This is a genomic window from Acidiphilium cryptum JF-5 (assembly GCF_000016725.1).
In the GTDB taxonomy this organism is placed as follows: domain Bacteria; phylum Pseudomonadota; class Alphaproteobacteria; order Acetobacterales; family Acetobacteraceae; genus Acidiphilium; species Acidiphilium multivorum.
On record NC_009484.1, the window covers coordinates 61,001 to 81,908 of the forward strand.

A 20,908-nucleotide genomic window follows, 5' to 3' on the forward strand; every position below is an offset into this window, starting at 1 on the left:
TGATGGACGGTCTTTCACGTTACGGTGCCCCGCCAGGCTGGATCCTGCCGCCGGAGACGGTGTTTTCCGGAATCACCGCTGACAGCCGCGCCGTGCGCAAGGGCATGATCTTCGCCGCCTTGCCGGGCGCGCGCGCCGATGGGCGAGATTTCATCGCCCAGGCCGTGGCACAGGGGGCCGCCGCGGTGCTGGCGCCTTCGGGCACCCGCTGGCCGCCTGGCGTGCCGCCACGCCCGCTGATCGAGGACCCGGAGCCGCGGCGCCGCCTGGCCGAGATCGCGGCGACGCTGGCAGGACCGCTGCCGGAGACGATTCTCGGCGTGACAGGCACCAATGGGAAGACCTCGACGGTGGATTTCATCCGCCAGATGGCAGTGGCCAGCGGGAGACCGGCCGCCTCGCTCGGCACGCTCGGGCTGATCGCGCCGGGCTTCGCGCCGGGGGCAAGCCTGACCACGCCGGATCCGGTGACCCTCTCCGATATCCTTGCCGCGTTGCGGGCGGCCGGAATCGGGACCGTTGCGCTCGAGGCCTCCTCGCATGGGCTCGACCAGTTCCGCCTGCATGGGCTGCGCCTTGCCGCTGGCGGGTTCAGCAACCTGACACGCGATCATCTCGATTATCACGGGGACATGGCGTCCTACCGTCGGGCCAAGTTGCGGCTGTTCCAGGACCTGCTGCTTCCCGGCGCGCCGGCGGTGGCAATGGCCGATCTTGAGCCGGATACGCTGGCGGCACTGCGCGACATCGCGCAGGCGCGGCGGCTCGATCTGGCGACGGTGGGCGCGGGCGGTGACCTGTTTGACCTGCGCGGCATCATCGCGACGCCGTCCAGCCAAGTGCTGACGATCGCGTGCGGTGGCGTATCGCGCGAGATCGAACTGCCGCTTCCGGGCCGGTTCCAGGTGGATAATGCGTTGCTTGCGGCAGGCCTCGCGCGTGCGGCAGGCGTGTCCGATCCGCTGGACAGGCTGCCAGGCCTCGCGCCGGTGCGCGGGAGGCTGGAGCGCGCGGCGGTGCTGCCGAATGGCGCTGCCGCCTATGTCGATTACGCGCACACGCCGGATGCGCTGGAGCGGTTGCTGATGGCGCTGCGCCCGCACGCGGCCGGACGGCTGGTGCTGGTGTTCGGCGCGGGCGGCGATCGGGATCGCGGCAAGCGGAAGCTGATGGGTGATGTGGCCGCGAGACTCGCGGATGTCGCGATCGTCACCGACGACAATCCGCGGAGCGAGGACCCGGCATCGATCCGCGCGGCAATCCTCGCGGCCTGCCCCGGCGCGCGGGAGATCGGCGACCGGCGTGCCGCGATCGCTGCCGGACTCGATGCGCTGCGGGCGGGCGACGTGCTGGCCGTGGCTGGCAAGGGACATGAGAGCGGGCAGATCGTCGGTGATGCGGTGCTGCCCTTCGACGATGCGGCGGTGATCAGGGAACTTGCGGCATGAGCGGTCTCTGGAGCGCGCGCGACCTTGCCGTCGCCACCAACGGCACCTGGCTGCGCGGCGAGGCTGATGCCACAGGTGTTTCGATCGACAGCCGGACGATCGCGCCGGGCGAGTTGTTCGTCGCCCTGGCGGACGCTCGCGACGGGCATGATTTCGTTCCTGATGCCGAGGCGAAAGGGGCGGCCTGCGTGCTGGTTGCGCGCGATGTCGGCGCCGGGCCGGCACTGCTCGTCGAGGATGTGCAGGCCGCGCTCACCCGGCTCGGCGAATTCGGTCGGGCGCGCAGCCGCGCCCGCGTCGTCGCGGTCACGGGCTCGGTCGGCAAGTCCACCACCAAGGAAATGCTGCGCCGGATCCTCTCCGCATTTGGCGCGACGCATGCGGCGGAAGCCTCCTTCAACAACCATATCGGCGTGCCGCTGACCCTCGCGCGGTTGCCGGCCGAGGCCGATTTTGCGGTGGTCGAGATCGGCATGAACCATCCAGGCGAGATCGCGCCGCTCTCCGCCATCACGCGGCCGCATGTCGGCGTGATCACCGCGATCGGCTCGGCGCATCTGGGGTTGATGGGTTCGGTCGAGGCGATTGCCGATGAAAAGGCGGAATTGTTGCGCGGCGTGGTGCCGGGCGGGGCGGCGGTACTGCCGCGTGGGCCGTTCCTTTCGCGCCTTGCGCGCCGGGCGCGGGACGGGGTTCGGGTGGTCAGTTTCGGCGCGCAGGATCTCGCGGAGGCAAGGCTGATCGAAGCCGAGAGCGATGCCGACGGAGTCGCGGTGACGGCGAATATCCTGCGCATGGTGGTCCGTTGCCGTCTCGCTGCGCCGGGAACGCATATGGCGATGAACGCGGTGGCGGCGCTGGCGGCGGCGGCGGCACTCGGGCTCGATCCGGCGCAGGCCGCGGCGGCGCTCGATGGTTTTGCACCGCTGGCCGGGCGCGGCGCCCGACGCCGCGTGAATGTGGACGGCGTCGAGATCACGCTGCTCGACGAGAGTTACAATGCTTCTGGCAACTCGGTGCGGGCGGCACTCGAGGTTCTGTCACTGCTGCCGGGGCGGCGCATCGCCGTGCTGGGCGACATGCTCGAACTCGGTGACTATGCCGATGACGAGCATCGCGATCTTGCGGATGCGGTTTCCGGCGTGGCCGATCTGGTTTTCGCCTGCGGGCCGCATATGCGCGTGATGTTCGATGAACTGCCGGAACGTCAGCGGGGCGCATGGGCGGTGGATGCCGCATCCCTCGCACCGGCGGTGCGCGCCGCACTCGCGGTGGGTGACGTCGTGCTGGTGAAAGGGAGCTACGGGTCGCGGATGCGTGACGTGGTCGCGGCGATCGAGGACAAGGCCTGATGCTCTACGCTCTGCTCCTTCCCCATGTCGCCGCGTTCCACGCGTTCAACCTGATCCGCTATATCACGTTCCGCGCGGGTGGCGCGTGCCTGACGGCGCTTGTCGTCAGTTTCCTGCTCGGCCCCAGGCTGATCCGCTGGCTCAAGTCGCTCCAGAAGCAGGGGCAGCCGATCCGGGCCGACGGGCCGGAACGGCATCTGATCGAGAAGAAGGGCACGCCCACGATGGGCGGCTTCCTGATCCTGATCGCTCTGACCGTTTCGACACTGCTCTGGGCAGACCTGCGGAACGGCTATGTCTGGGCCGTGCTGATGATCACGATCGGCTATGGCGCGCTCGGCTTCGCCGATGATTTCCTCAAGCTGACGAAGCGCAACACCAAGGGCGTGCCGGGGCGGATCAAGCTCGTTGTGCAGGCGGTGCTCGGGCTTGGCGCGGCTGTATGGATCACGCAGCTGATGCCCGGCTCGATCGCCGATTCGCTCGCCGTGCCGGTATTCAAGCATCTCATGATCCCGTTCGGCCCGCTGTTTCCGCTGGTCGCGATGTTCGTGATGATGGGCGCCTCGAACGCGGTGAACCTAACCGACGGGCTCGATGGCCTTGCTATCGTGCCGACGATCATCGCCGCCGGCGTGTTCACGCTGATTGCCTATCTCGTCGGCAACAGGATTTTTTCGCATTACCTCGAAATCAATTTCGTTCCCGGAACGGGTGAGCTGGCCGTGTTCTGCTCGGCGCTGATCGGCGCCGGCATGGGATTCCTGTGGTTCAACGCGCCGCCGGCCGCCGTGTTCATGGGCGATACCGGTTCGCTTGCGCTTGGGGGTGCACTCGGTTCGGTCGCCGTGGCGACGAAGAACGAGATCGTGCTGGCAATTACCGGCGGGCTGTTCGTCGTCGAGACCGTTTCGGTCATCGTGCAGGTGTTCTGGTACAAACGCACCGGGCGGCGCGTATTCCTGATGGCGCCGCTGCATCATCACTTCGAGAAGAAGGGCTGGGCCGAGCCGACCGTGGTGATCCGCTTCTGGATCGTTGCGATGATACTTGCGTTGCTGGGCCTGGCGACCCTGAAAATCCGATGAGCGCGCCGGTGGAAAACTGGAGCCACGTGTTCGCGGGGCGGCGTTACGCAGTGCTGGGTCTCGGAGTGAACGGCTTGCCAGCAGCGCAAGCGCTCGTGGCCATGGGCGCGTCGGTCATCGCCTGGGACGACAACGAGGCACGGCGCGGCGCGGCTGCTGCTGTGGGGATTACGATCGGCCGGCCCAGCGATGCCTCCAAACTCGACGGACTGATCCTGTCGCCGGGCATTCCCCATGCTCTGCCTGTGCCTCATCCCGAGGCAGCGGCGGTGATGGCGCGCGGCGTGCCGATTTTCACCGATGCAGAACTGCTGTTCCGCGCGGTCCGCGACTCGGGCAGTTCTGCGCGGTTCGTTGGAATCACCGGCACCAACGGCAAGTCCACCACGACGGCGCTGCTGGCGCATATCCTTGCCGATGCCGGCATCGAGGTTGCGGCGGGCGGCAATCTGGGGCCGGCCGCGCTCGCCTTGCCGCGCCTTGGTGATGACGGCGTGTATGTGCTCGAAATGTCGAGCTACATGTTGGAGCGAATCGTAAACATGCGCTTCAGTGCTGGGGCAATGCTGAATCTGACCCCGGATCACCTCGACCGCCATGGTAACATGGCCGGATATGAAGCTGCAAAGTCTCGGCTTTTTGTCGGACAGGAAGCTGGCGATGTCGCCGTGTTTGGGATCGATGACGCCGCGACGGCGGCGATGGCGACCCGATTCGAGGATGGCAAGAGACGAATCGTGCGAATTTCCGGCTGCCAGCGGGCCGATATTTTCGCGCGCGGCCGCAAGCTGGTCGATCATTCCGGCGTGATTGCCGATCTCGACGCGGCGGCGGCATTGCCCGGCACGCACAACGCGCAAAACGCGGCGGCCGCGGCTGCCCTTGCGCTCGCGTTCGGTGTTCCGCGCGAGGTCATTGGCCGGGCGATGGCGTCCTTTCCCGGACTGCCGCACCGGCAGCGCGTGGTCGCATCGGTTGCAGGCGTAACCTTCATCGATGACAGCAAGGCAACCAATGCCGATTCGGCCGCGCGAGCGCTGGATTGCCATGAGCGCCTGGTCTGGATTGCCGGGGGGATCGGGAAGGACGGCGGCATCACGCCGCTGGCGCCGTGGTTTTCCCGCGTTGCCCATGCGGTGCTGATTGGCCGCGATGCGCCGGAATTCGCCGCGACGCTCGCCAGCGCGGGCGTCTCCTGCGAGATCGCGGGGACGATCGAGAACGCCGTTCCGTCTGCTTTCGCGGCGGCCCGGCGAATTGGGGTCGATACCGTGCTGCTCTCGCCGGCGGCGGCGAGTTTCGACCAGTTCGCCGATTACGCCGCGCGCGGACGACGTTTCGCCGAACTGGCCGCCCGCCTCGTTTCGATGGAGGCCAGGTGATGCCGGTCCTTTCGCGCGCGGATGATTCAGTCGTCGGACGGTGGTGGTGGAGCGTCGACCGGGTGATGCTCACCGCCCTGCTGCTGCTGGTGGGCCTGGGCTATGTGCTTGCGCTCGCGGCCACGCCGGCGACCAATCTTTCGCTGAACGATCCCAACACGATCGTGATGATCCGGCAGATCGTCTACCTGCTGACGGCGGGAATTCTGATGGTCGGGGTTTCGATGCTTGACCTGCATTACGTCAAGCTCGCCGCGCTCGCGACCGGGGTGGTCTTCCTTGTGCTCACCGGGTTCACTCTCGTGCATGGCGTCGTCGTCGATGGCGGACGGCGCTGGATCGCGCTGCCGGGCTTCACCATTCAGCCTTCGGAATTCCTCAAGCCCGCGCTGATCATCGCGACCGCATGGCTGCTGGCGGAGCGGCGGCGCACGCCGGGATTTCCGGGCATGTTCGCGGCGATCGGTCTCAACAGCCTGGTGGTGCTGATTCTTCTGCGCCAGCCCGATGTCGGTTCAACCGCCCTGGTGCTGGCGACATTTTTCGTCCAGCTTTTTCTCGACGGCCTGAACGCGTTTTTCGTGGGGCTTGGCGTGGCCGGATTTGGCGCCGCCGGATTCGCAGCATTCGAGCTGATCGCTCACGTGCACAAGCGCGTGATGCTGTTCCTCCATCCGACCAAGGACAAGGCGTATCAGGCGCTCACGGCGCTTTCCGCCTTCGCCAATGGCGGGCTCTGGGGACGTGGGCCGGGCGAGGGGCAGGTGAAGCACTACCTGCCTGACGCGCGCGCCGATTTCGTCTTCGCGGTGGCTGGCGAGGAATTCGGCATGTTTCTTTGCCTCGGCATCATCGCGCTCTACGCGGTGATCGTGCTGCGTGGGTTCATGCGGGTGCTGCGCGAGACGGATCCGTTCGTGGCCCTCGCCTCTGCCGGGCTGCTGACCAGTTTCGGACTGCAGGCCTTCATCAACATGGCGTCTTCATTGTCGATGATCCCGACCAAGGGCATGACACTGCCGTTCCTGTCGTATGGCGGCTCGGCTGTTCTGGCGACCGGGTTGCACATGGGGTTCCTGCTGGCGCTGACGCGACGGCGCACCCATGCCGAGCGCGTGACGGACGGGCTGTTCGGCCTCGGCATGCAGGATCGGGCGGTATGAGAGGCGCGATGCTGAACCCGATTGTCATCGCAGCCGGCGGCACGGGCGGGCACATGGTTCCCGCGGAATCTGTGGCAGACGAACTGATGCGGCGTGGCCAGCGGATCGTGCTGATGACGGACGCGCGCTCGGCGGGGCAGAAATCGGCGGTATTTGCCGGCTGCGAGCGCCATGTTCTGGCCGGTGCGGGGCTGGCCGGACGCAGTCTTGGGCGGCGACTTCTTGGCGTGGCACAGCTTGCGCGCGGCACCGTCGCGGCCCGGCACATCCTTGCAAAGCTCGATGCTGCCGCTGTGGTCGGCTTCGGCGGCTACCCCTCGGTGCCGCCCGTGCTCGCGGCGGCTACGCTGCGGCGGCGACCCGCCATCGTGTTGCACGACCAGAACGCGGTGCTCGGCGGCGCGAACCGCTTCCTCGCGCGCTTCGCCGACCATCTCGCGCTGAGCTTCGAGGGCACCGTGGGGTTGCCCGGCCGGGCGCGCGCGACAGTGACCGGCAACCCGGTGCGTGCCGCGATTTCGGTGCTGGCTGCGTCGCCCTATGAACCGCCGGCGGAGACGATCCGGCTGCTGGTGCTCGGCGGCTCGCTCGGGGCGCGGATTTTCGCCACCCTGGTACCCGAGGCGCTGGCCCGGCTGCCGGAGGGGCTGCGCCGGCGGATCGCACTGACCATGCAATGCCCGGGGGAGGCTATCGGGGCGGCACGCGGCGCGCTCGATGCCGCCGGGATCACACATGAACTGGCGCCGTTCTTCAGCGATGTGGCGCCGCGCATGGCGGCGGCGCATCTGCTGGTCGCGCGGTCCGGCGGGTCGACCGTCGCCGAGGTGGCGACGATCGGGCGGCCGGCGATCTTCATTCCGCTCGCGATCAATACCGACCAGCGGCACAATGCCGATGTCCTGGCGCGGCGGGGCGGCGCATTCCGGCTCGACCAGGCGACGACGACACCGGACCGGCTGGCCGGCGTACTCGAATCCCTGCTCGATGATCCGCTGCGGCTGGCTGCGATGGCCGAGGCGGCGGCGAGCGCGCGGATCGAGGAGGCTGCCGCGCGGCTCGCCGATCTCGTCCTGTCGGCCATTGCGGAGCGTGTGCGATGAGGGCGATGCCGCTGTCGATCGGGACGATCCATTTCGTCGGCATTGCCGGGATCGGCATGTCGGGCATTGCCGAGGTGCTGCACAATCTCGGCTATTCCGTGCAGGGATCCGACCTTTCCGAAAACGCCAATGTCGCCCGCCTGCGCGCCGCGGGCATTCCGGTCGCGATCGGGCATGACGCGGCGAATCTGGGCAACGCGCAGGTGGTCGTGGTGTCGACCGCGGTGCCGCGCGACAATCCCGAGGTGCAGGCGGCGCGCAAGCGGATGATCCCGGTGGTGCGGCGCGCCGAGATGCTGGGCGAACTGATGCGGCTGCGCTGGTCCGTCGCGATCGGCGGCACGCATGGCAAGACGACGACGACGAGCCTCGTCGCGGCCGTGCTCGAAGGGGCGGGGCTCGATCCGACCGTGATCAATGGTGGGATCATCAACGCCTACGGCACCAATGCGCGGCTTGGCGGCGGCGACTGGATGGTGGTCGAGGCCGATGAGAGCGATGGCAGCTTCCTCCGCCTGCCGGCGGTGATCGCCGTCGTCACCAACATGGACCCCGAGCATCTCGACCATTGGGGCTCCGCCGAGGCGATGGAGGCGGGATATCGCCAGTTCGTCTCGAACATCCCGTTCTACGGGTTCGCGGTTCTGTGCATCGATCATCCCGGCGTGCAGCGGATGATCCCGGACCTGTCGGATCACCGGCTGATCACCTATGGCCTGTCGCCGCAGGCGGATGTCCGGGCCGAGCGGATCATGTCCGACCGTAATGGCGCGACGTTCGAGGTGCGCCTGTCCGAACGGGTGGCCGGGCGCGAGCGCGTGTTGGCGCCGATGCGCCTGCCGATGCTGGGCAACCACAATGTCCAGAACGCACTGGCCGCGATCGCGATCGGCATCGAGATGGAGGTGCCGGAGGTCGACCTGCGCGCGGCGCTGGCGAGTTTCCGGGGCGTGAAGCGGCGTTTCACCAAGACCGGCGAGGTCGCCGGCATCACCGTGATCGACGATTACGGACATCACCCGGTCGAGATCGCGGCGGTGCTGCGGGCGGCGCGCCAGGCCGGTGCGCGGGACGTGATCGCCGTGGTGCAGCCGCACCGCTACACGCGGCTGGCGACGCTGTTCGAGGATTTCTGCACCTGCATGAACGATGCGGGAAAGGTGATCGTCGCCGACGTCTATCCGGCGGGCGAGGAGCCGATCCCGGGTATCGATCGCGACGCGCTGGTCGAGGGGCTGCGGGCGCGCGGCCACAAATCGGTTGTCTCGCTCGGTAGCCCCGATCATCTGGCCGAGATGATCAACGCGATGGCCCGCGCCGGCGATTACGTCGTCTGCCTCGGCGCCGGGTCGATTACCAACTGGGCGCAGGCGCTGCCCAACCAGTTGCAGGCGCTGATCGAGACCACCCGCCGCGGTGCCGGGGGGATGCGATGATGGCCGCTCCGGTCATGGCCGACTGGCGCGCCGCCCTGCCGGAAGTGCGCGGGCGCATCGGGTTCGATGTTCCGCTCGGGCCGGTGACGTGGTTCCGCGTCGGCGGGCCGGCGGAGGTGATGTTCCGCCCCGCCGATATCGAGGATCTGAGCCGTTTTCTCGCCGCGCTGGCGCCGGAAGTGCCGGTGCTGCCGATCGGCGCCGCCTCCAACCTGATCGTGCGGGATGGCGGGATCGCGGGTGTGGTCGTGCGGCTGGTGCGCGGGTTCGCGGATATCGAAGTCCAGCCGGACGGCATCGTGGCGGGGGCGGCGGCGCTGGATGCGACGATCGCCGAACACGCGGCGGCGGCGGGGCTCACCGGGCTCGAATTCCTCTCGGGCATTCCGGGCTCGCTCGGCGGCGCCGTGGCGATGAATGCCGGCGCTTATGGCGCGGAGATCCGCGATGTTCTGGACTGGGCCGAGATCGTCGGGCGGGACGGGACGGTGGCGCGCTATGCCGCCGGCGATCTCGCGCTGACCTATCGTCACGCGCGGCTGCCCGAGGGCGGGATCGTCGTGCGGGCGCGGCTGCACGCGCGGCCGGGCGAGGCGGCGGCGATCGCGGCGCGGATGGCTGATATCCGCGCGAGCCGCGAGGCAACGCAGCCGGTGCGGGCGCGGACCGGCGGCTCGACCTTCCGCAACCCCGAGGGCGACAAGGCCTGGCGGCTGATCGACGAGGCGGGATGTCGCGGGCTCATCCACGGCGGCGCCCAGGTTTCGGAAAAGCACTGCAATTTCCTCATCAATCTCGGCGAGGCGACCGCCGCCGACATCGAGGGCCTGGGCGAGACGGTGCGCCGGCGCGTGCGCGAGCGCACCGGCGTCGAGCTGATCTGGGAAATCCGCCGGGTCGGCCTGCCGTGCCGGGGTGCGGCATGAAGCGCGTCGCGGTCCTGCTCGGTGGCATTTCGGAGGAGCGTGAGGTCAGCCTCGCCTCCGGCCGGCAGGTTGCAGCGGCACTGCGCAAGGCGGGGTATGACGTGTTCGAGATCGAGGTCGGCGCCGATCTCGGCGCGGTGATCGCGGCGCTGACGCCGGCGCCGGATGCGGTATTCAACGCGCTGCACGGCCGTTTCGGCGAGGATGGGACGATCCAGGGCGTGCTCGACTACATGGGCATCCCCTATACCCATTCCGGCGTGCGGGCATCGTCGATGGCGATGGACAAGGGCGCGGCGAAGGCGGTTTTCGCCGCTGCCGGCCTGCCGCTGGCGCAGCACCGCATCGTGCCGCTGGACGAACTCGCGGAGGCCGATCCGCTGCCGCGGCCCTATGTCATCAAGCCGGTCAACGAGGGCTCCTCGGTCGGCGTGTTCATCCTGCGCGAGGGCGACAACCGCCGCGCCGATATCGCGCGCGCCTGGCGCCACGGATCGGTGGCGATGACCGAGGAATATGTTCCCGGGCGGGAACTTACCGTGTCGGTGCTCGAGGACCGGGCGCTGGCGGTCACCGAAATTCGTGCGGAGGGCTTCTATGACTACACGGCGAAATATGCCGCCGGTGCCTCTCGGCACGAGATTCCGGCGGACGTGCCGCCTTCGGTGAGCGCGCGGGCCAGGGATGTCGCGGTTGCGGCGCATCGCGCGCTTGGCTGCCGTGGAGCGACACGCTCGGATTTCCGCTACGACGATGAAACGGACCGGCTGGTGTTGCTGGAGGTGAACACCCAGCCGGGCATGACGCCAACCTCGCTGTTGCCCGAACAGGCGGCTCATTGCGGAATCGATTTCCCCGCGCTGTGCGCCTGGATGGTGGAGAACGCTGCATGCCGCGTGTGAAGCAGCGCAAGGCGACCGTCCAGGACCGTCCGAGTCCGCGCACGCTGTTGTTGCGCCGTTTGCGTCGGGCCGGACGCCCGACGGCGGTGCTCGGCGTCATGGCATTGCTGTTGATCGCGGTGCCGCTTGGTCTGCGGGGCGTTCTGGCGGTGTTTCGGCCGGTGCGCGCCGCGGCGGCGACCGTCGCGGCCGATGCGGGATTCCGGATTGCCCATATTGAACTGAGCGGCGTTACGCCGGGATCGCGCGCCGTTGTCGAGCGCGCGCTCGATGTCGAGCGTGGCAAGGCGATCTTCGCTGTATCGCCGGCGGCCGTGGCAGCCCGGGTCGGAGCGCTGGGCCTGGTGCGCAGCGCCGTTGTCGAGCGCGTGTTGCCTGACACGTTGCGGGTCGAGGTCACCGAACGCCGCGCCGTTGCGATCTGGCAGCGGCCGGATGGGCGCTTCGCGCTGGTCGGCGCTGGTGGCGCGGTGCTGGAGGATCGCGATGCAGGGGCAGCCCGGGCGCATGATCCGAATCTGAGGCTGCTGGTCGGCGCTGGTGCGCCGAAGCATGCCCAGGACCTGCTCGACCTGCTCGCCCGGTTTCCCGCGATCGATTCGAAGGTGGTTGCCGCCGAGCGGATCGATCGGCTGCGCTGGAACCTGATCCTGCGCGATCACACGGTGGTGGAACTGCCGGATTCCCATCCCGCTCGTGCGCTGACCGTGTTGATGCAGGCCGAGCGGAAGATTCGCCTTCTGGATCGGCCGGTGCGCCGGATCGACCTGCGGCTTGCCGACCGCCTGGTGGTGCGCCCCTACCCGAAAGGTTTCGTGACCGACGCCGCTACGCCGTCCGCAGCATCCGGGAACCACAAGTCATGAGGGAGGCATGGGCATGAACGATCTGTCCCGCCGCGCGACGCTGACCGCGACACGGGCCGAACCGCGCCAGCAGGAAACGCGCCGCCAGCCCGCGCGATCTGGCCCGTTCGGCGTGCTGGATATCGGTTCGACCAAGATTTCCTGCCTGATCGGCCGCGCCGAGAGCGATGGACGGCTGCGCGCCCTCGGCTTCGGCTGGCAACGTGGGCGAGGGGTAAAATCGGGCGGCATCGTTGATCTGGAAGACGCGGAGAAGGCGATCCGTGCTGCTGTGGGCGCGGCTGAGGACCAGGCCGATATGCGGTTGAAATCGGTCACGGTGAACCTGTCATGCGGGCAGCCGGAGAGCCGGCTGTTCAACGTGCAGTGGCCGATCGACGGCCGCGCCGTGACCGAGGATGACATCCGCCGCGTGGTGCGCGAGGCGCGGGCCCGTGCGGCGTCCGAGGGGCGCGGCACGATTCATGCCCTGCCGCTCAATTTCTCCACGGACGAGACCGGCGGCGTCGCCGATCCGCGCGGACTTTATTGCGATACGCTGACCGCGCAGCTTCATGTGGTCGATGCCGCCACCACGGCGATCAAGAGCGTCACCGCCTGCCTCGAACGATGCGAGCTCGAGATTGCCTCGATGGTGTCGGCGCCGTTTGCCTCGGGCCTCGCAACATTGGTGGAGGACGAGCGGGAACTCGGCGCCACCGTGATCGACATGGGCGGCGGCACGACGACGATCGCGGTCTTCGCCGAAGGGCAGATGCTGCACACGGCGCAACTGCCGGTCGGCGGCAATCACGTCACCAACGACGTCGCCCGGCTGCTTTCCACCCAGGTGGCGCATGCCGAGCGGCTCAAGACGCTCTATGGCACCTGCCAGGAAAGCCCGGACGATGCGCGCGAGCTGCTGCCAGTGCCCCTCGTGGGCGAGGCCGAGCACCAGATCGCCAAGGTGCCGCGCAGCGCGCTGGTTTCGATCATCCGCCCGCGGCTCGAGGAGATCTTCGAGCTGGTGCGCGACCGGATCGAGACCTCCGGGCTCGGCCGGGCGGCAGGGGCGCGCGTGGTGCTGACCGGCGGCGCGTCGCAACTGGTCGGTGCCCGCGAACTGGCGGCACAGATCCTCGACCGCCAGGTGCGGATCGGCAAGCCCATCGGCGTCATCGGCCTGCCCGACGCCGCCACCGGGCCGAATTTCGCCACGATGATCGGCCTGCTCGCCTTCGCCAGCGGCGACGGCCAGACGATGCATGACATCGATCTGACCGCTGCCGCGCCGCAGGGCCGCCTCGCCCGTTTCATGAACTTGCTCATGCGGCGGATGTGATGAGCGAACGCCATCGCATCCTTGCTGCCCATCGTTTCACGCCCGCCTGCCAGGAGACGCAGACATGACCCTGAACCTGATCCGACAGACCACGACACAGACAGATTTCACGCCGCGAATCACGGTGATCGGCGTTGGCGGTGGGGGCACCAACGCGGTCAACAACATGATCGCGCTGAACCTGCCGGGCGTGGAATTCGTCGTCGCCAATACCGATGCACAACAGTTGATGCTCTCGCGTGCCGAGCGGAGGATCCAGCTTGGGCCCCATATCACCCAGGGTAACGGTGCGGGCGGACGGCCGGAAATCGGCAAGGCGTCGGCTGAGGAAGCGTCGGAAGACCTGGCCCGCCATCTCGACGGCGCGCATATGGTGTTCATCACCGCGGGCATGGGTGGCGGCACGGGCACGGGGGCCGCGCCGGTCATCGCGCGGATGGCGCGCGAGCGCGGCATCCTGACCGTCGGCGTGGTGACCAAGCCTTTCGCCTTCGAGGGGCGCCGCCGCCTGCGCTCCGCCGAGGAGGGGATCAACGAGCTGCAGCAGTTCGTCGATACGCTGATCGTGATTCCGAACCAGAACCTCTTCAAGGTGGCCAACGAGCGGACAGGCTGGAAAGAAGCCTTCGAGATGGCCGACCATGTGCTCTACATGGGCGTGCGCGGCGTCACCGACCTGATGGTGGTTCCGGGCCTCGTGAACCTCGACTATGCCGACATCCGCTCGGTGATGTCGGTGATGGGCAAGGCGATGATGGGCACAGGCGAAGCCGAGGGCGAGGATCGCGCGATCCGCGCCGCGGAGGCGGCGATTTCCAATCCGCTGCTGGAAGACACCAACATGAAGGGCGCGCGCGGGCTGCTGATCAACATCACCGGCAGTTCCGACTTCTCGCTGCATGAACTCGACCAGGCGGCGAACCGGATCGCCGAGGAAGTCGACGAGGATGCGAACATCATGGTCGGCATGGCGCTGGATGAGAGCCTGGGAGGCCGGGTGCGGATTTCGGTGGTGGCGACCGGGATCGACACGCCAGTGCCGGCACAGGCCGAGCGGCCGCGCCTGGCCGCGGTTTCGGGCGACAGCGTGATGGTGGAGGCGAACGCGACAGTGGCGGCGCAGCCGCATATGACCGCGGCGCCCGCCGCGGCTTCGCATCCGGCACACTTCCAGCCGCAGTCCGCTCCAGCGCAGCACCAGGCGGCTCAGGCAATGCATCCGCAGCCGGCGCCGGGTCCGGTGCCGGCGCGTCCGCAGTTCCAGGCCGAGGGGCCGGTGCGGGCGCCGATCTCGGCTCCGGCCGCCTTCCGGGAGACGCCGCGCGCCGCCGAGCCGCCGCGCAAGCAGAGCCTGTTCGGCCGGATGACCAGCAGCTTCCGCAATGCGGCCGCCCCGCAGCCAATGCCGCAGGCGGAACCTCGTGCGGCCGCTCCGTCCTGGCCCGCGCGGGAGGAGCCTTCCTACCAGGCGCCGCAGCATCTCGACCGCGAGATGCCTCAGGCCCCGGCGGCCGAGCATGCCTCGTACCATGTGCCGCCGCAGCATCATGAGCCGCGTGCGGCGGTTCGGCTGACGCAGAACGAGGAAATCGGCATCGACATTCCGGCTTTCCTGCGCCGCCAGCAATCCTGACGGCAAGGCGCCCGGCCGGCGGCGGCTTAGCCCGCCGCCGGCGCGCCGAGCCCGATCAAATCTGCGTTCTCCGCGCCCCCCGGCGCCGCACATGCGGGTTTCGCTCTTGATGCCCATTGCGGGAGCGTCATTGTGTGCGAATGACGATTCCTCTCTCATTGCTTCTGCTAGCCGCCTCACTCGGTGCGTGGCTCGGCGTGCGCGCAATGCAGCAGGGTGGGGTGAATGGTGGCGGCGTCTTCGGCCGGCTGCTTGGCCCGCTGCATGGCGTTCTGGGGGCCATGGGACTGACCGCGTTGGTCATCGCGCTGGCCCGCCATCCGGTGCCGGCACGGATGGGGCTGGGTGGCTTCGGCGCGGGGGCGGAAATTCTGCTCGGTCTCGCCCTGCTGCTCGGCTTGTTCGTCGTCATCGCGGCCTGGCGCCAACGGCGCCCTGCGGGGCTGCTGCTCGGCACGCATGCGACGCTGGCGATCGCGGGTATTACCCTTGTGCTTGCCATCGCATCGCTGACCTGATGTCGAGCTTTCATCCATTCGGGAAATGAAATAGGGTAAATCAACTTATAGTTGAGGTTTCGGTGGATGTGGCGCTGATCGCGGTCAGAGCAGCGAAACCGGCGGCGGCGCCGCCGCCGGGTGCCCTGCGTTCGTCGGCCGCCTACGCGGGGCGGATTGTGCTGTTCCTCCCGGTAGCGATGATGGCCGGCATCCTCCTTTATTTTGATCTCAGGGCGGAACCGCCGGCGTGGCTGGCGCCGGTGGCGATCGTGCTGGCGGCCGGTGTAATCACCGTCCTCTGGCGGCGGCCGGTGGGTCGCCGGCTGGCAGCGCTGGCGCTGTTTGCCCTACTCGGTCTCGGCCGGGCGCAATGGCAGGCGATGCTGATGCCGCCGCCGATCGTCGTGCCGCACGGCGTCGTGACGGTAACAGGACGGGTGAGCTCGATCGACTTGCTGGCGACCGGCCGACGGGTGCGGATTGCGGCATCGCGCCTCAATGGAGGGCCGGCGCTGGGCCGGGCAGTGAGGATCAAGTTACGCCGCGGCGACGATGTCCGCCTCGCGGCAGGCGACAGTGTGCGGGTGCGCGCCTTTCTCTTCGCTCCGTCTCGCCCGGCCTATCCGGGAGGGTGGTCGTTCGGGCGGGATCAGTTTTTTTCGGGGCTCGGCGCGGTTGGGTTCGCGGTCGGGAAGCTCGACGTGACGCGCGTTGCCGCGCCGGGGTGGGGCGGCGCACTGCGGCGGTTGCGCGAAACGATTGCCGCACGGGTGCTGGCCGCCATGCCGCCCACTACGGGGCCAATCGCCGCCACGCTGCTGACCGGCTTCGAGGAATCGATTCCGGCACGTGAGCGCCAGGCGTTCATCACCGCCGGACTGGCTCATATCCTTGCCGTCGCCGGGCTGCATATCGGCATCGTGATGGGGGCGCTGTTCGCGCTGGCGCGATTCTGCGTCGGGTGGTCGGAGTTTCTGCTGCTCCGCGTGCCGGCGAAGGTCATTGCCTCGGCCGTGGCTTTTGCGGGTGGGGTGGTCTATGCGGCGCTGACCGGTTTTCACGTGCCGATCGAGCGGAGTCTCGCCATGGCCGCGCTGGTTCTGCTCGGTATTGTCGCCGGGCGACGGGCGCTGTCGCTGCGCGGGCTGGCGGTGGCGGCGTTCGTGTTGATGCTGATCGAGCCGCAGGCGGTGCCGGGGCCGAGTTTCCAGATGAGCTTTTCCGCCGTTTTGGCACTGATCGCGGGCTATGAGGCGGTTGGACGCCGGTTCGATACCGAGGGGGCGGGATGGCGAGGACGGCTGGGTCGGCATATCGCCGCGCTGGCCTTCACCTCGCTGCTGGCGGGTGGGGCGTCGATGCCGTTCGCGGCCTACCAGTTCCAGCAGGTGCAGCCGTATTACATCCTGGCAAACCTGATCGCGGTGCCGCTGACGGCGCTCGTCGTGTTGCCGGCCGGCATGGTGGCGCTGGTCCTGATGCCGTTGCATCTCGAGGTGCTGGCGCTCGCGCCGATGGGGTGGGGGATCGCGGCGATGCTGGCCGTGGCGCGGTTCGTCGGGCAGTTGCCGCACGCGCTGATCGTGATCGGGCCAAGCCCGGGCTGGCCGGTTGCGCTGCTGGGCCTCGGCATGGCGCTGCTCGGACTGCTGCGGGGGCGGGTACGCCTTGCCGGCCTGGCGCCTGTCGTGATCGGTCTGGCGGGGATGATGCTGGGCCGCGCGCCGGATGTGCTGGTCTCGCCCACGGCTTCGCTCGTTGCGGTGCGCGACGGCGCGGTGGTGCGGATACTCGAGACGCGGCGGCCGGATCAATACACCCTGGCGCAATGGCGGCCGGTCTTCGCGCATGACCGTGTGGCGGTGGCCCGTGCCGCCGACATTTGTGCCGGCGGGCGATGCCGGTTCGACCATGGGCGGGTGCTGTATCTTGCCGATGCCACGGCGGCGGAGAACGGATGCGGCGATGCGCGGGTGGTGATCTCGCCTGAACCGTTGCGCGGCGCGTGCCGGGCCCGGGGGCGCTACGTGATCGATCGGTTCAGCGTGTGGCGCGATGGCGCGATCGCGCTGCGGTTCGCGGGCGGCCGCGTGAGGCTGACTACGGACCGGTGGGTGCAGGGGGTGCGGCCGTGGGTGGCCGCCTGGCCGAAGCGGTGGCACCGGCGCCAATAAGGCGCGCGCCGCCCGGCAGCCGGTGGCGGATTTCGTTACGGAAGACGTAGTGGCGGGCCTCTGCCGTTTCTTGGTGGCGGGGGCGGGTGCGTGCGAGGGCATGGGCCTCGGCAATGGCGTCGAGTGTCGGACGCAGGCGGCACGCGTTGATGCCACGCGCGAGATAAATGCCGGCGCGGAACAGGAAGCCGGACAGACCGTTCCAGTCATGGGCGATCAGCAGACGGTTGCGAACGTATTGGTGCCAGCGTCCGGCATTCCAGTTCACCCGCGCTTCGGGAGAAACTTCATGGATGACGGCGAGGTCGCCGTGATGCTCGATGCGCCAGCCCGCGGCAATGGCGCGGCGGGCGAATTCGTATTCCTCCCAGGTGAAGAACAGGCTCTCGTCATAGCCGCCGAGACGCTCGAAGCAGGCGCGCGACAGGGCGTGGCCGCAGCCGACGAAGGTGGTCGCCGCGAAAAATCCGTCGGCCCGGGGCAAAAGCCGCTTCGGATAGCCCCAGCTCGTCAGGTCGAGGCTGCGCCCGTCGGCTGCAAGGATGCGGAACCCGATGGCGGCGAGATCCGCCGTTCCGGCGATGCGGATGGCGGCGCGGGCCGCGGTATCGCGGGCGGCGAAGACGGCATCGTTGTCGAGCGCGATGATCGTGCGGCCGTGGCCGAGGGCGCTTACACGGTTGCGGCCACCGGGCACGCCGAAATTCTGCCCGACGCCGTAGAGCGCGACATGGGGGAATTCGGTCGCCACCGTCGCCAGGGCGGCGCGCATGCCGGGCGGTGAGTTCTGGTCGAGCACGATGACATGGCTGTCCAGCCCGGTTTGCGCGGCCGCCGAACGGATCGCGGCGATGGTTTCACGCGGGCGGTGATGGCTCAGGATGACAATGTCGGCATCATAGGCGTGGCCAGGGGGCGGCGTCCCGGCCAGCAGGCGCGGCTCAGATGGCATTGCGGCCGATCAGCACAGCGGGGATCGTGCGCAACAGGATGGCGAGGTCGAGCCAGGGGGACCAGCGCTCGATATAGTCGAGATCGGCGGCGACTCGGGCCGCCACGAGGTCGCGCCGGTCGGTCGGGCCGCGCAGGCCGCGCACCTGGGCGAGGCCGGTCAACCCCGGCTTCACGCGGTGGCGCACGCCGTAGAAGGCGATCGCCTGTTCGAAGGTGAAGTCGCCGGCGGTGGTGTGCGGCGCGTGCGGGCGGGGGCCGACCAGCGACATCTCGCCGCGCAGCACGTTGAATAGTTGGGGTAATTCGTCGAGCGAAAGGCGGCGGAGAATGGCGCCGAGCCGGGTGATCCGCCGATCGCCAGGCTGGGCCTGAGACACCGGGCCTGCGGCTTGTCTGGGTGGCTGCGGGCGCATCGTGCGGAACTTGAAGACCGTGAACGGCGCGCCGTCGAGCCCGATGCGGCGCTGGCGGAACAGGACGGGTCCGGTCATCCGTAGGGCGAGGGCGATCAGGGCCAGAAGCGGGCCGAGCAGGATGATCAGCAAGGCGGCGCCGCCCACGTCCATGCTCCGCTTTGCCACGGCGCCGAACGGACGGATCGGCCGGTCGAGCACCGTGACGAGACGCAGGCTCCGGCCGGTCGCGAGGTCGCACGCGCCGATCTCGGCCACCGCGTCGAAGGCGAGGCGGATCCGCACCGGCTGATCGGCAAGGCGGGCAAGCAGTGCATCGATTTTGCTGCGGGCTTCGGGCCCATCGCCGCGCTGGACGAAGACGACGAGATCTCCGATCTGGCCAGAGCGGATCATGGCTTCCAGGGTCGCCGCATCGGCGATGGTGCGCAGGCCTGATGTCGGGGCGAGCCCCCAGCAGAAGACATAGCCAAGCCGGTGGTCGGTCATGCGGTCGAGACGAGTGCAGAGCATACGGTCGCACGGAGTTGCGGCAACGAGGGCGGATGCTCCTCGCGGGATGCCGATTCCGTGGCGGCGCCAGAACGCGGCAACCATTGCGCGCTCGCCGAGCATCAGCACGGCAGTGAACGTGAAGGCACCGACGGCCCATGCAATTGATCTGTCGAGCGGCAATATGGCTGGCACAGGGCGCAACAGTGCGATCCGCAGCAGGGCAAGCACGTCCGCCGCCACGAGGGCGCGCAGCATGGCTCCGATATGGACGAGCGGCGCGCGCGCGGGGCCGACTGCGTAAAGACCGGCAGCGAACAGGGCGAGCAATGTCAGGCCACCAAAGACGAGTTCGTTGAACGGCCCGGCGGCCATGGTGGGGGCAGGCGCCAACACTCGGGTGGCAAGACGCGGGCCAATGAGAACGGTCGCGGCATCCGTGACCAGGAGAAATGCGATTCCGCTACTCGGGCCGAGGTGCGGACGGAATCGGTGCGCCCGCTTGACCGGGATTGCCGCCATACGGCGGACTGGTTCGGCCAAAGGCTCTAGAATCGTCTGAGACATCCGGTTCGCCTCCACCTAGAGTTGCTTGACCGCAATCCAAGGTTGATTTTTGGTTAACCGAAAACGAGGCGGCGGGAAAGCAGAAAATTGATGAGGAAGCCCGACGCCGCCCCGGCGGCGACGGCCAACACCGGATAGTGACGCGGCAGGACAAAGCTTGCGATCAGAGCGGAATACGCGCCGCGATTGACCATGAAGCCAGCGAGGTTGACCATGAGAAAGCGCAACCACTGGGTGTGGGCCGGGCGCTGGGCGCGGGCGCGGAACGTCCACAGCCGGTGTAGCACCCAATTGCAACTGGCAGCGATCAGATAGGCTGCCATGCCGGCGCCGTAGAGGCCGAGGCTTGGGATCAGCGCATAGACGGCGGCGATATCGACCAGCAGGCCGAACACGCCGACCAGGCCGAAGCGCAGTAACTCGCCCGCCGCCGCGCGGTGGCGGGCCGGCAGTCGGTTGGTGACCAGCTCGATCGGCGAGGGCAAGGCGGGCATCGGGCAGGAGGGTTAGCAGGCCGGCGGCGGCGCGCAAGCGGAACTGTGTCAAATTCTGCCAAATTCGTGTGCCGCCGCAGGAAAGCGCGGCGGTTCTCTTGACCAATGCGGAAGAGCCCCATCATCATGTGATCAGGAAGCGGTCCGCCCTGGCGGAGGGGCGCGCGTGATCATGAACGGAGGAATCAATGCCCCAGGTTAAACTCACGGTGAACGGCAAGCCGGCGACCGCTGACGTCGAGGCGCGCACGCTGCTGGTCGAGATGCTGCGCGAGAACCTGCACCTGACCGGCACGCATGTCGGCTGCGACACGAGCCAGTGCGGTGCCTGTGTGGTCAAGGTCGACGGCAAGTCGGTCAAGTCGTGCACCATGCTCGCGGTGCAGGCGGATGGTGCTGAGGTGACCACGATCGAAGGGCTCGCGGCCGCGGACGGCACGCTGCATCCGATGCAGGAAATGTTTCGCGAGCATCATGGCCTGCAATGCGGCTTCTGCACGCCGGGCATGGTGATGAGCGCGATCGATCTTGTCGAAAGCCATCCGGAAGGTCTGACCGAACAACAGATCCGCGATGGGCTGGAAGGCAATATCTGCCGCTGCACCGGCTACCACAACATCGTCAAGGCGATCGCTGCGGCGTGGCCGCTGATGCATGGGCGGGAATTGCCGCAGGCTGCGGAGTGAGGCTCGGA

Annotated in this window: 18 protein-coding genes; 15 read left to right on the plus strand and 3 right to left on the minus strand. The window is 68.3% G+C overall.

The annotated features are described in order from the left end of the window. Positions 1-2: 2 nt before the first annotated feature. The 14 genes from ACRY_RS02735 to ACRY_RS02800 all read left to right on the plus strand — a co-directional run bounded on the left by ACRY_RS02735 (position 3) and on the right by ACRY_RS02800 (position 17,294). The gene (locus ACRY_RS02735; RefSeq protein ID WP_011941244.1) at positions 3-1,448 is read left to right on the plus strand and encodes a UDP-N-acetylmuramoyl-L-alanyl-D-glutamate--2,6-diaminopimelate ligase; all 1,446 of its coding nucleotides are present in this window, start codon (positions 3-5) and stop codon (positions 1,446-1,448) included. After that, positions 1,445-2,800, plus strand: a complete 1,356-nt coding sequence (locus ACRY_RS02740; RefSeq protein WP_011941245.1) for a UDP-N-acetylmuramoyl-tripeptide--D-alanyl-D-alanine ligase — start codon at positions 1,445-1,447, stop codon at positions 2,798-2,800. The genes ACRY_RS02735 and ACRY_RS02740 overlap by 4 nt, the downstream gene beginning before the upstream one ends. Then, entirely contained in the window at positions 2,800-3,888 is a 1,089-nt protein-coding gene (mraY, locus tag ACRY_RS02745) for a phospho-N-acetylmuramoyl-pentapeptide-transferase (RefSeq protein WP_007422359.1), read from the plus strand. The genes ACRY_RS02740 and mraY overlap by 1 nt, the downstream gene beginning before the upstream one ends. Continuing rightward, complete coding sequence (gene murD / locus ACRY_RS02750; protein WP_011941246.1) at positions 3,885-5,270, plus strand: UDP-N-acetylmuramoyl-L-alanine--D-glutamate ligase; 1,386 nt, start codon at positions 3,885-3,887, stop codon at positions 5,268-5,270. The genes mraY and murD overlap by 4 nt, the downstream gene beginning before the upstream one ends. Further along, positions 5,270-6,433: an FtsW/RodA/SpoVE family cell cycle protein gene (locus ACRY_RS02755; RefSeq protein ID WP_011941247.1), complete on the plus strand. Its 1,164-nt coding sequence runs from the start codon at positions 5,270-5,272 to the stop codon at positions 6,431-6,433. Before murD ends, ACRY_RS02755 begins: the two co-directional genes overlap by 1 nt. After that, positions 6,430-7,536: an undecaprenyldiphospho-muramoylpentapeptide beta-N-acetylglucosaminyltransferase gene (murG, locus tag ACRY_RS02760; RefSeq protein WP_011941248.1), complete on the plus strand. Its 1,107-nt coding sequence runs from the start codon at positions 6,430-6,432 to the stop codon at positions 7,534-7,536. The genes ACRY_RS02755 and murG overlap by 4 nt, the downstream gene beginning before the upstream one ends. Further along, positions 7,533-8,972: a UDP-N-acetylmuramate--L-alanine ligase gene (gene murC / locus ACRY_RS02765; protein ID WP_011941249.1), complete on the plus strand. Its 1,440-nt coding sequence runs from the start codon at positions 7,533-7,535 to the stop codon at positions 8,970-8,972. The genes murG and murC overlap by 4 nt, the downstream gene beginning before the upstream one ends. Next, complete coding sequence (gene murB / locus ACRY_RS02770) at positions 8,969-9,898, plus strand: UDP-N-acetylmuramate dehydrogenase (protein WP_011941250.1); 930 nt, start codon at positions 8,969-8,971, stop codon at positions 9,896-9,898. Before murC ends, murB begins: the two co-directional genes overlap by 4 nt. Then, the gene (locus ACRY_RS02775) at positions 9,895-10,800 is read left to right on the plus strand and encodes a D-alanine--D-alanine ligase (protein WP_011941251.1); all 906 of its coding nucleotides are present in this window, start codon (positions 9,895-9,897) and stop codon (positions 10,798-10,800) included. Before murB ends, ACRY_RS02775 begins: the two co-directional genes overlap by 4 nt. Next, positions 10,788-11,666 (plus strand): cell division protein FtsQ/DivIB, encoded by an 879-nt coding sequence (locus ACRY_RS02780; protein ID WP_011941252.1) that lies wholly within the window; start codon positions 10,788-10,790, stop codon positions 11,664-11,666. The genes ACRY_RS02775 and ACRY_RS02780 overlap by 13 nt, the downstream gene beginning before the upstream one ends. 13 nt (positions 11,667-11,679) lie before the next feature. Continuing rightward, positions 11,680-12,987, plus strand: coding sequence for a cell division protein FtsA (gene ftsA, locus ACRY_RS02785; RefSeq protein WP_007424255.1), 1,308 nt, complete (start codon positions 11,680-11,682; stop codon positions 12,985-12,987). A gap of 64 nt (positions 12,988-13,051) precedes the next feature. Further along, complete coding sequence (gene ftsZ / locus ACRY_RS02790; protein WP_011941254.1) at positions 13,052-14,620, plus strand: cell division protein FtsZ; 1,569 nt, start codon at positions 13,052-13,054, stop codon at positions 14,618-14,620. 140 nt (positions 14,621-14,760) lie between these two features. Further along, positions 14,761-15,138 carry a hypothetical protein gene (locus ACRY_RS02795; protein WP_013639173.1) on the plus strand — a complete coding sequence of 126 codons (378 nt, stop codon included), beginning with the start codon at positions 14,761-14,763 and terminating at the stop codon, positions 15,136-15,138. A gap of 62 nt (positions 15,139-15,200) precedes the next feature. Further along, the gene (locus ACRY_RS02800; RefSeq protein ID WP_011941256.1) at positions 15,201-17,294 is read left to right on the plus strand and encodes a ComEC/Rec2 family competence protein; all 2,094 of its coding nucleotides are present in this window, start codon (positions 15,201-15,203) and stop codon (positions 17,292-17,294) included. Here the strand turns inward: ACRY_RS02800 and ACRY_RS02805 are convergent. The 3 genes from ACRY_RS02805 to ACRY_RS02815 all read right to left on the minus strand — a co-directional run bounded on the left by ACRY_RS02805 (position 17,221) and on the right by ACRY_RS02815 (position 20,214). Continuing rightward, positions 17,221-18,246: a glycosyltransferase family 2 protein gene (locus tag ACRY_RS02805; protein ID WP_011941257.1), complete on the minus strand. Its 1,026-nt coding sequence runs from the start codon at positions 18,244-18,246 to the stop codon at positions 17,221-17,223. The genes ACRY_RS02800 and ACRY_RS02805 overlap by 74 nt on opposite strands. Next, positions 18,236-19,549 carry an exopolysaccharide biosynthesis polyprenyl glycosylphosphotransferase gene (locus tag ACRY_RS02810; protein WP_231295319.1) on the minus strand — a complete coding sequence of 438 codons (1,314 nt, stop codon included), beginning with the start codon at positions 19,547-19,549 and terminating at the stop codon, positions 18,236-18,238. Before ACRY_RS02810 ends, ACRY_RS02805 begins: the two co-directional genes overlap by 11 nt. A gap of 224 nt (positions 19,550-19,773) precedes the next feature. Next, positions 19,774-20,214, minus strand: coding sequence for a GtrA family protein (locus ACRY_RS02815; RefSeq protein WP_011941259.1), 441 nt, complete (start codon positions 20,212-20,214; stop codon positions 19,774-19,776). A gap of 188 nt (positions 20,215-20,402) precedes the next feature. Between ACRY_RS02815 and ACRY_RS02820 the strand changes: the two genes are divergently transcribed. Continuing rightward, the gene (locus tag ACRY_RS02820; RefSeq protein WP_007422721.1) at positions 20,403-20,900 is read left to right on the plus strand and encodes a (2Fe-2S)-binding protein; all 498 of its coding nucleotides are present in this window, start codon (positions 20,403-20,405) and stop codon (positions 20,898-20,900) included. The last annotated feature ends 8 nt before the right edge of the window (positions 20,901-20,908 follow it).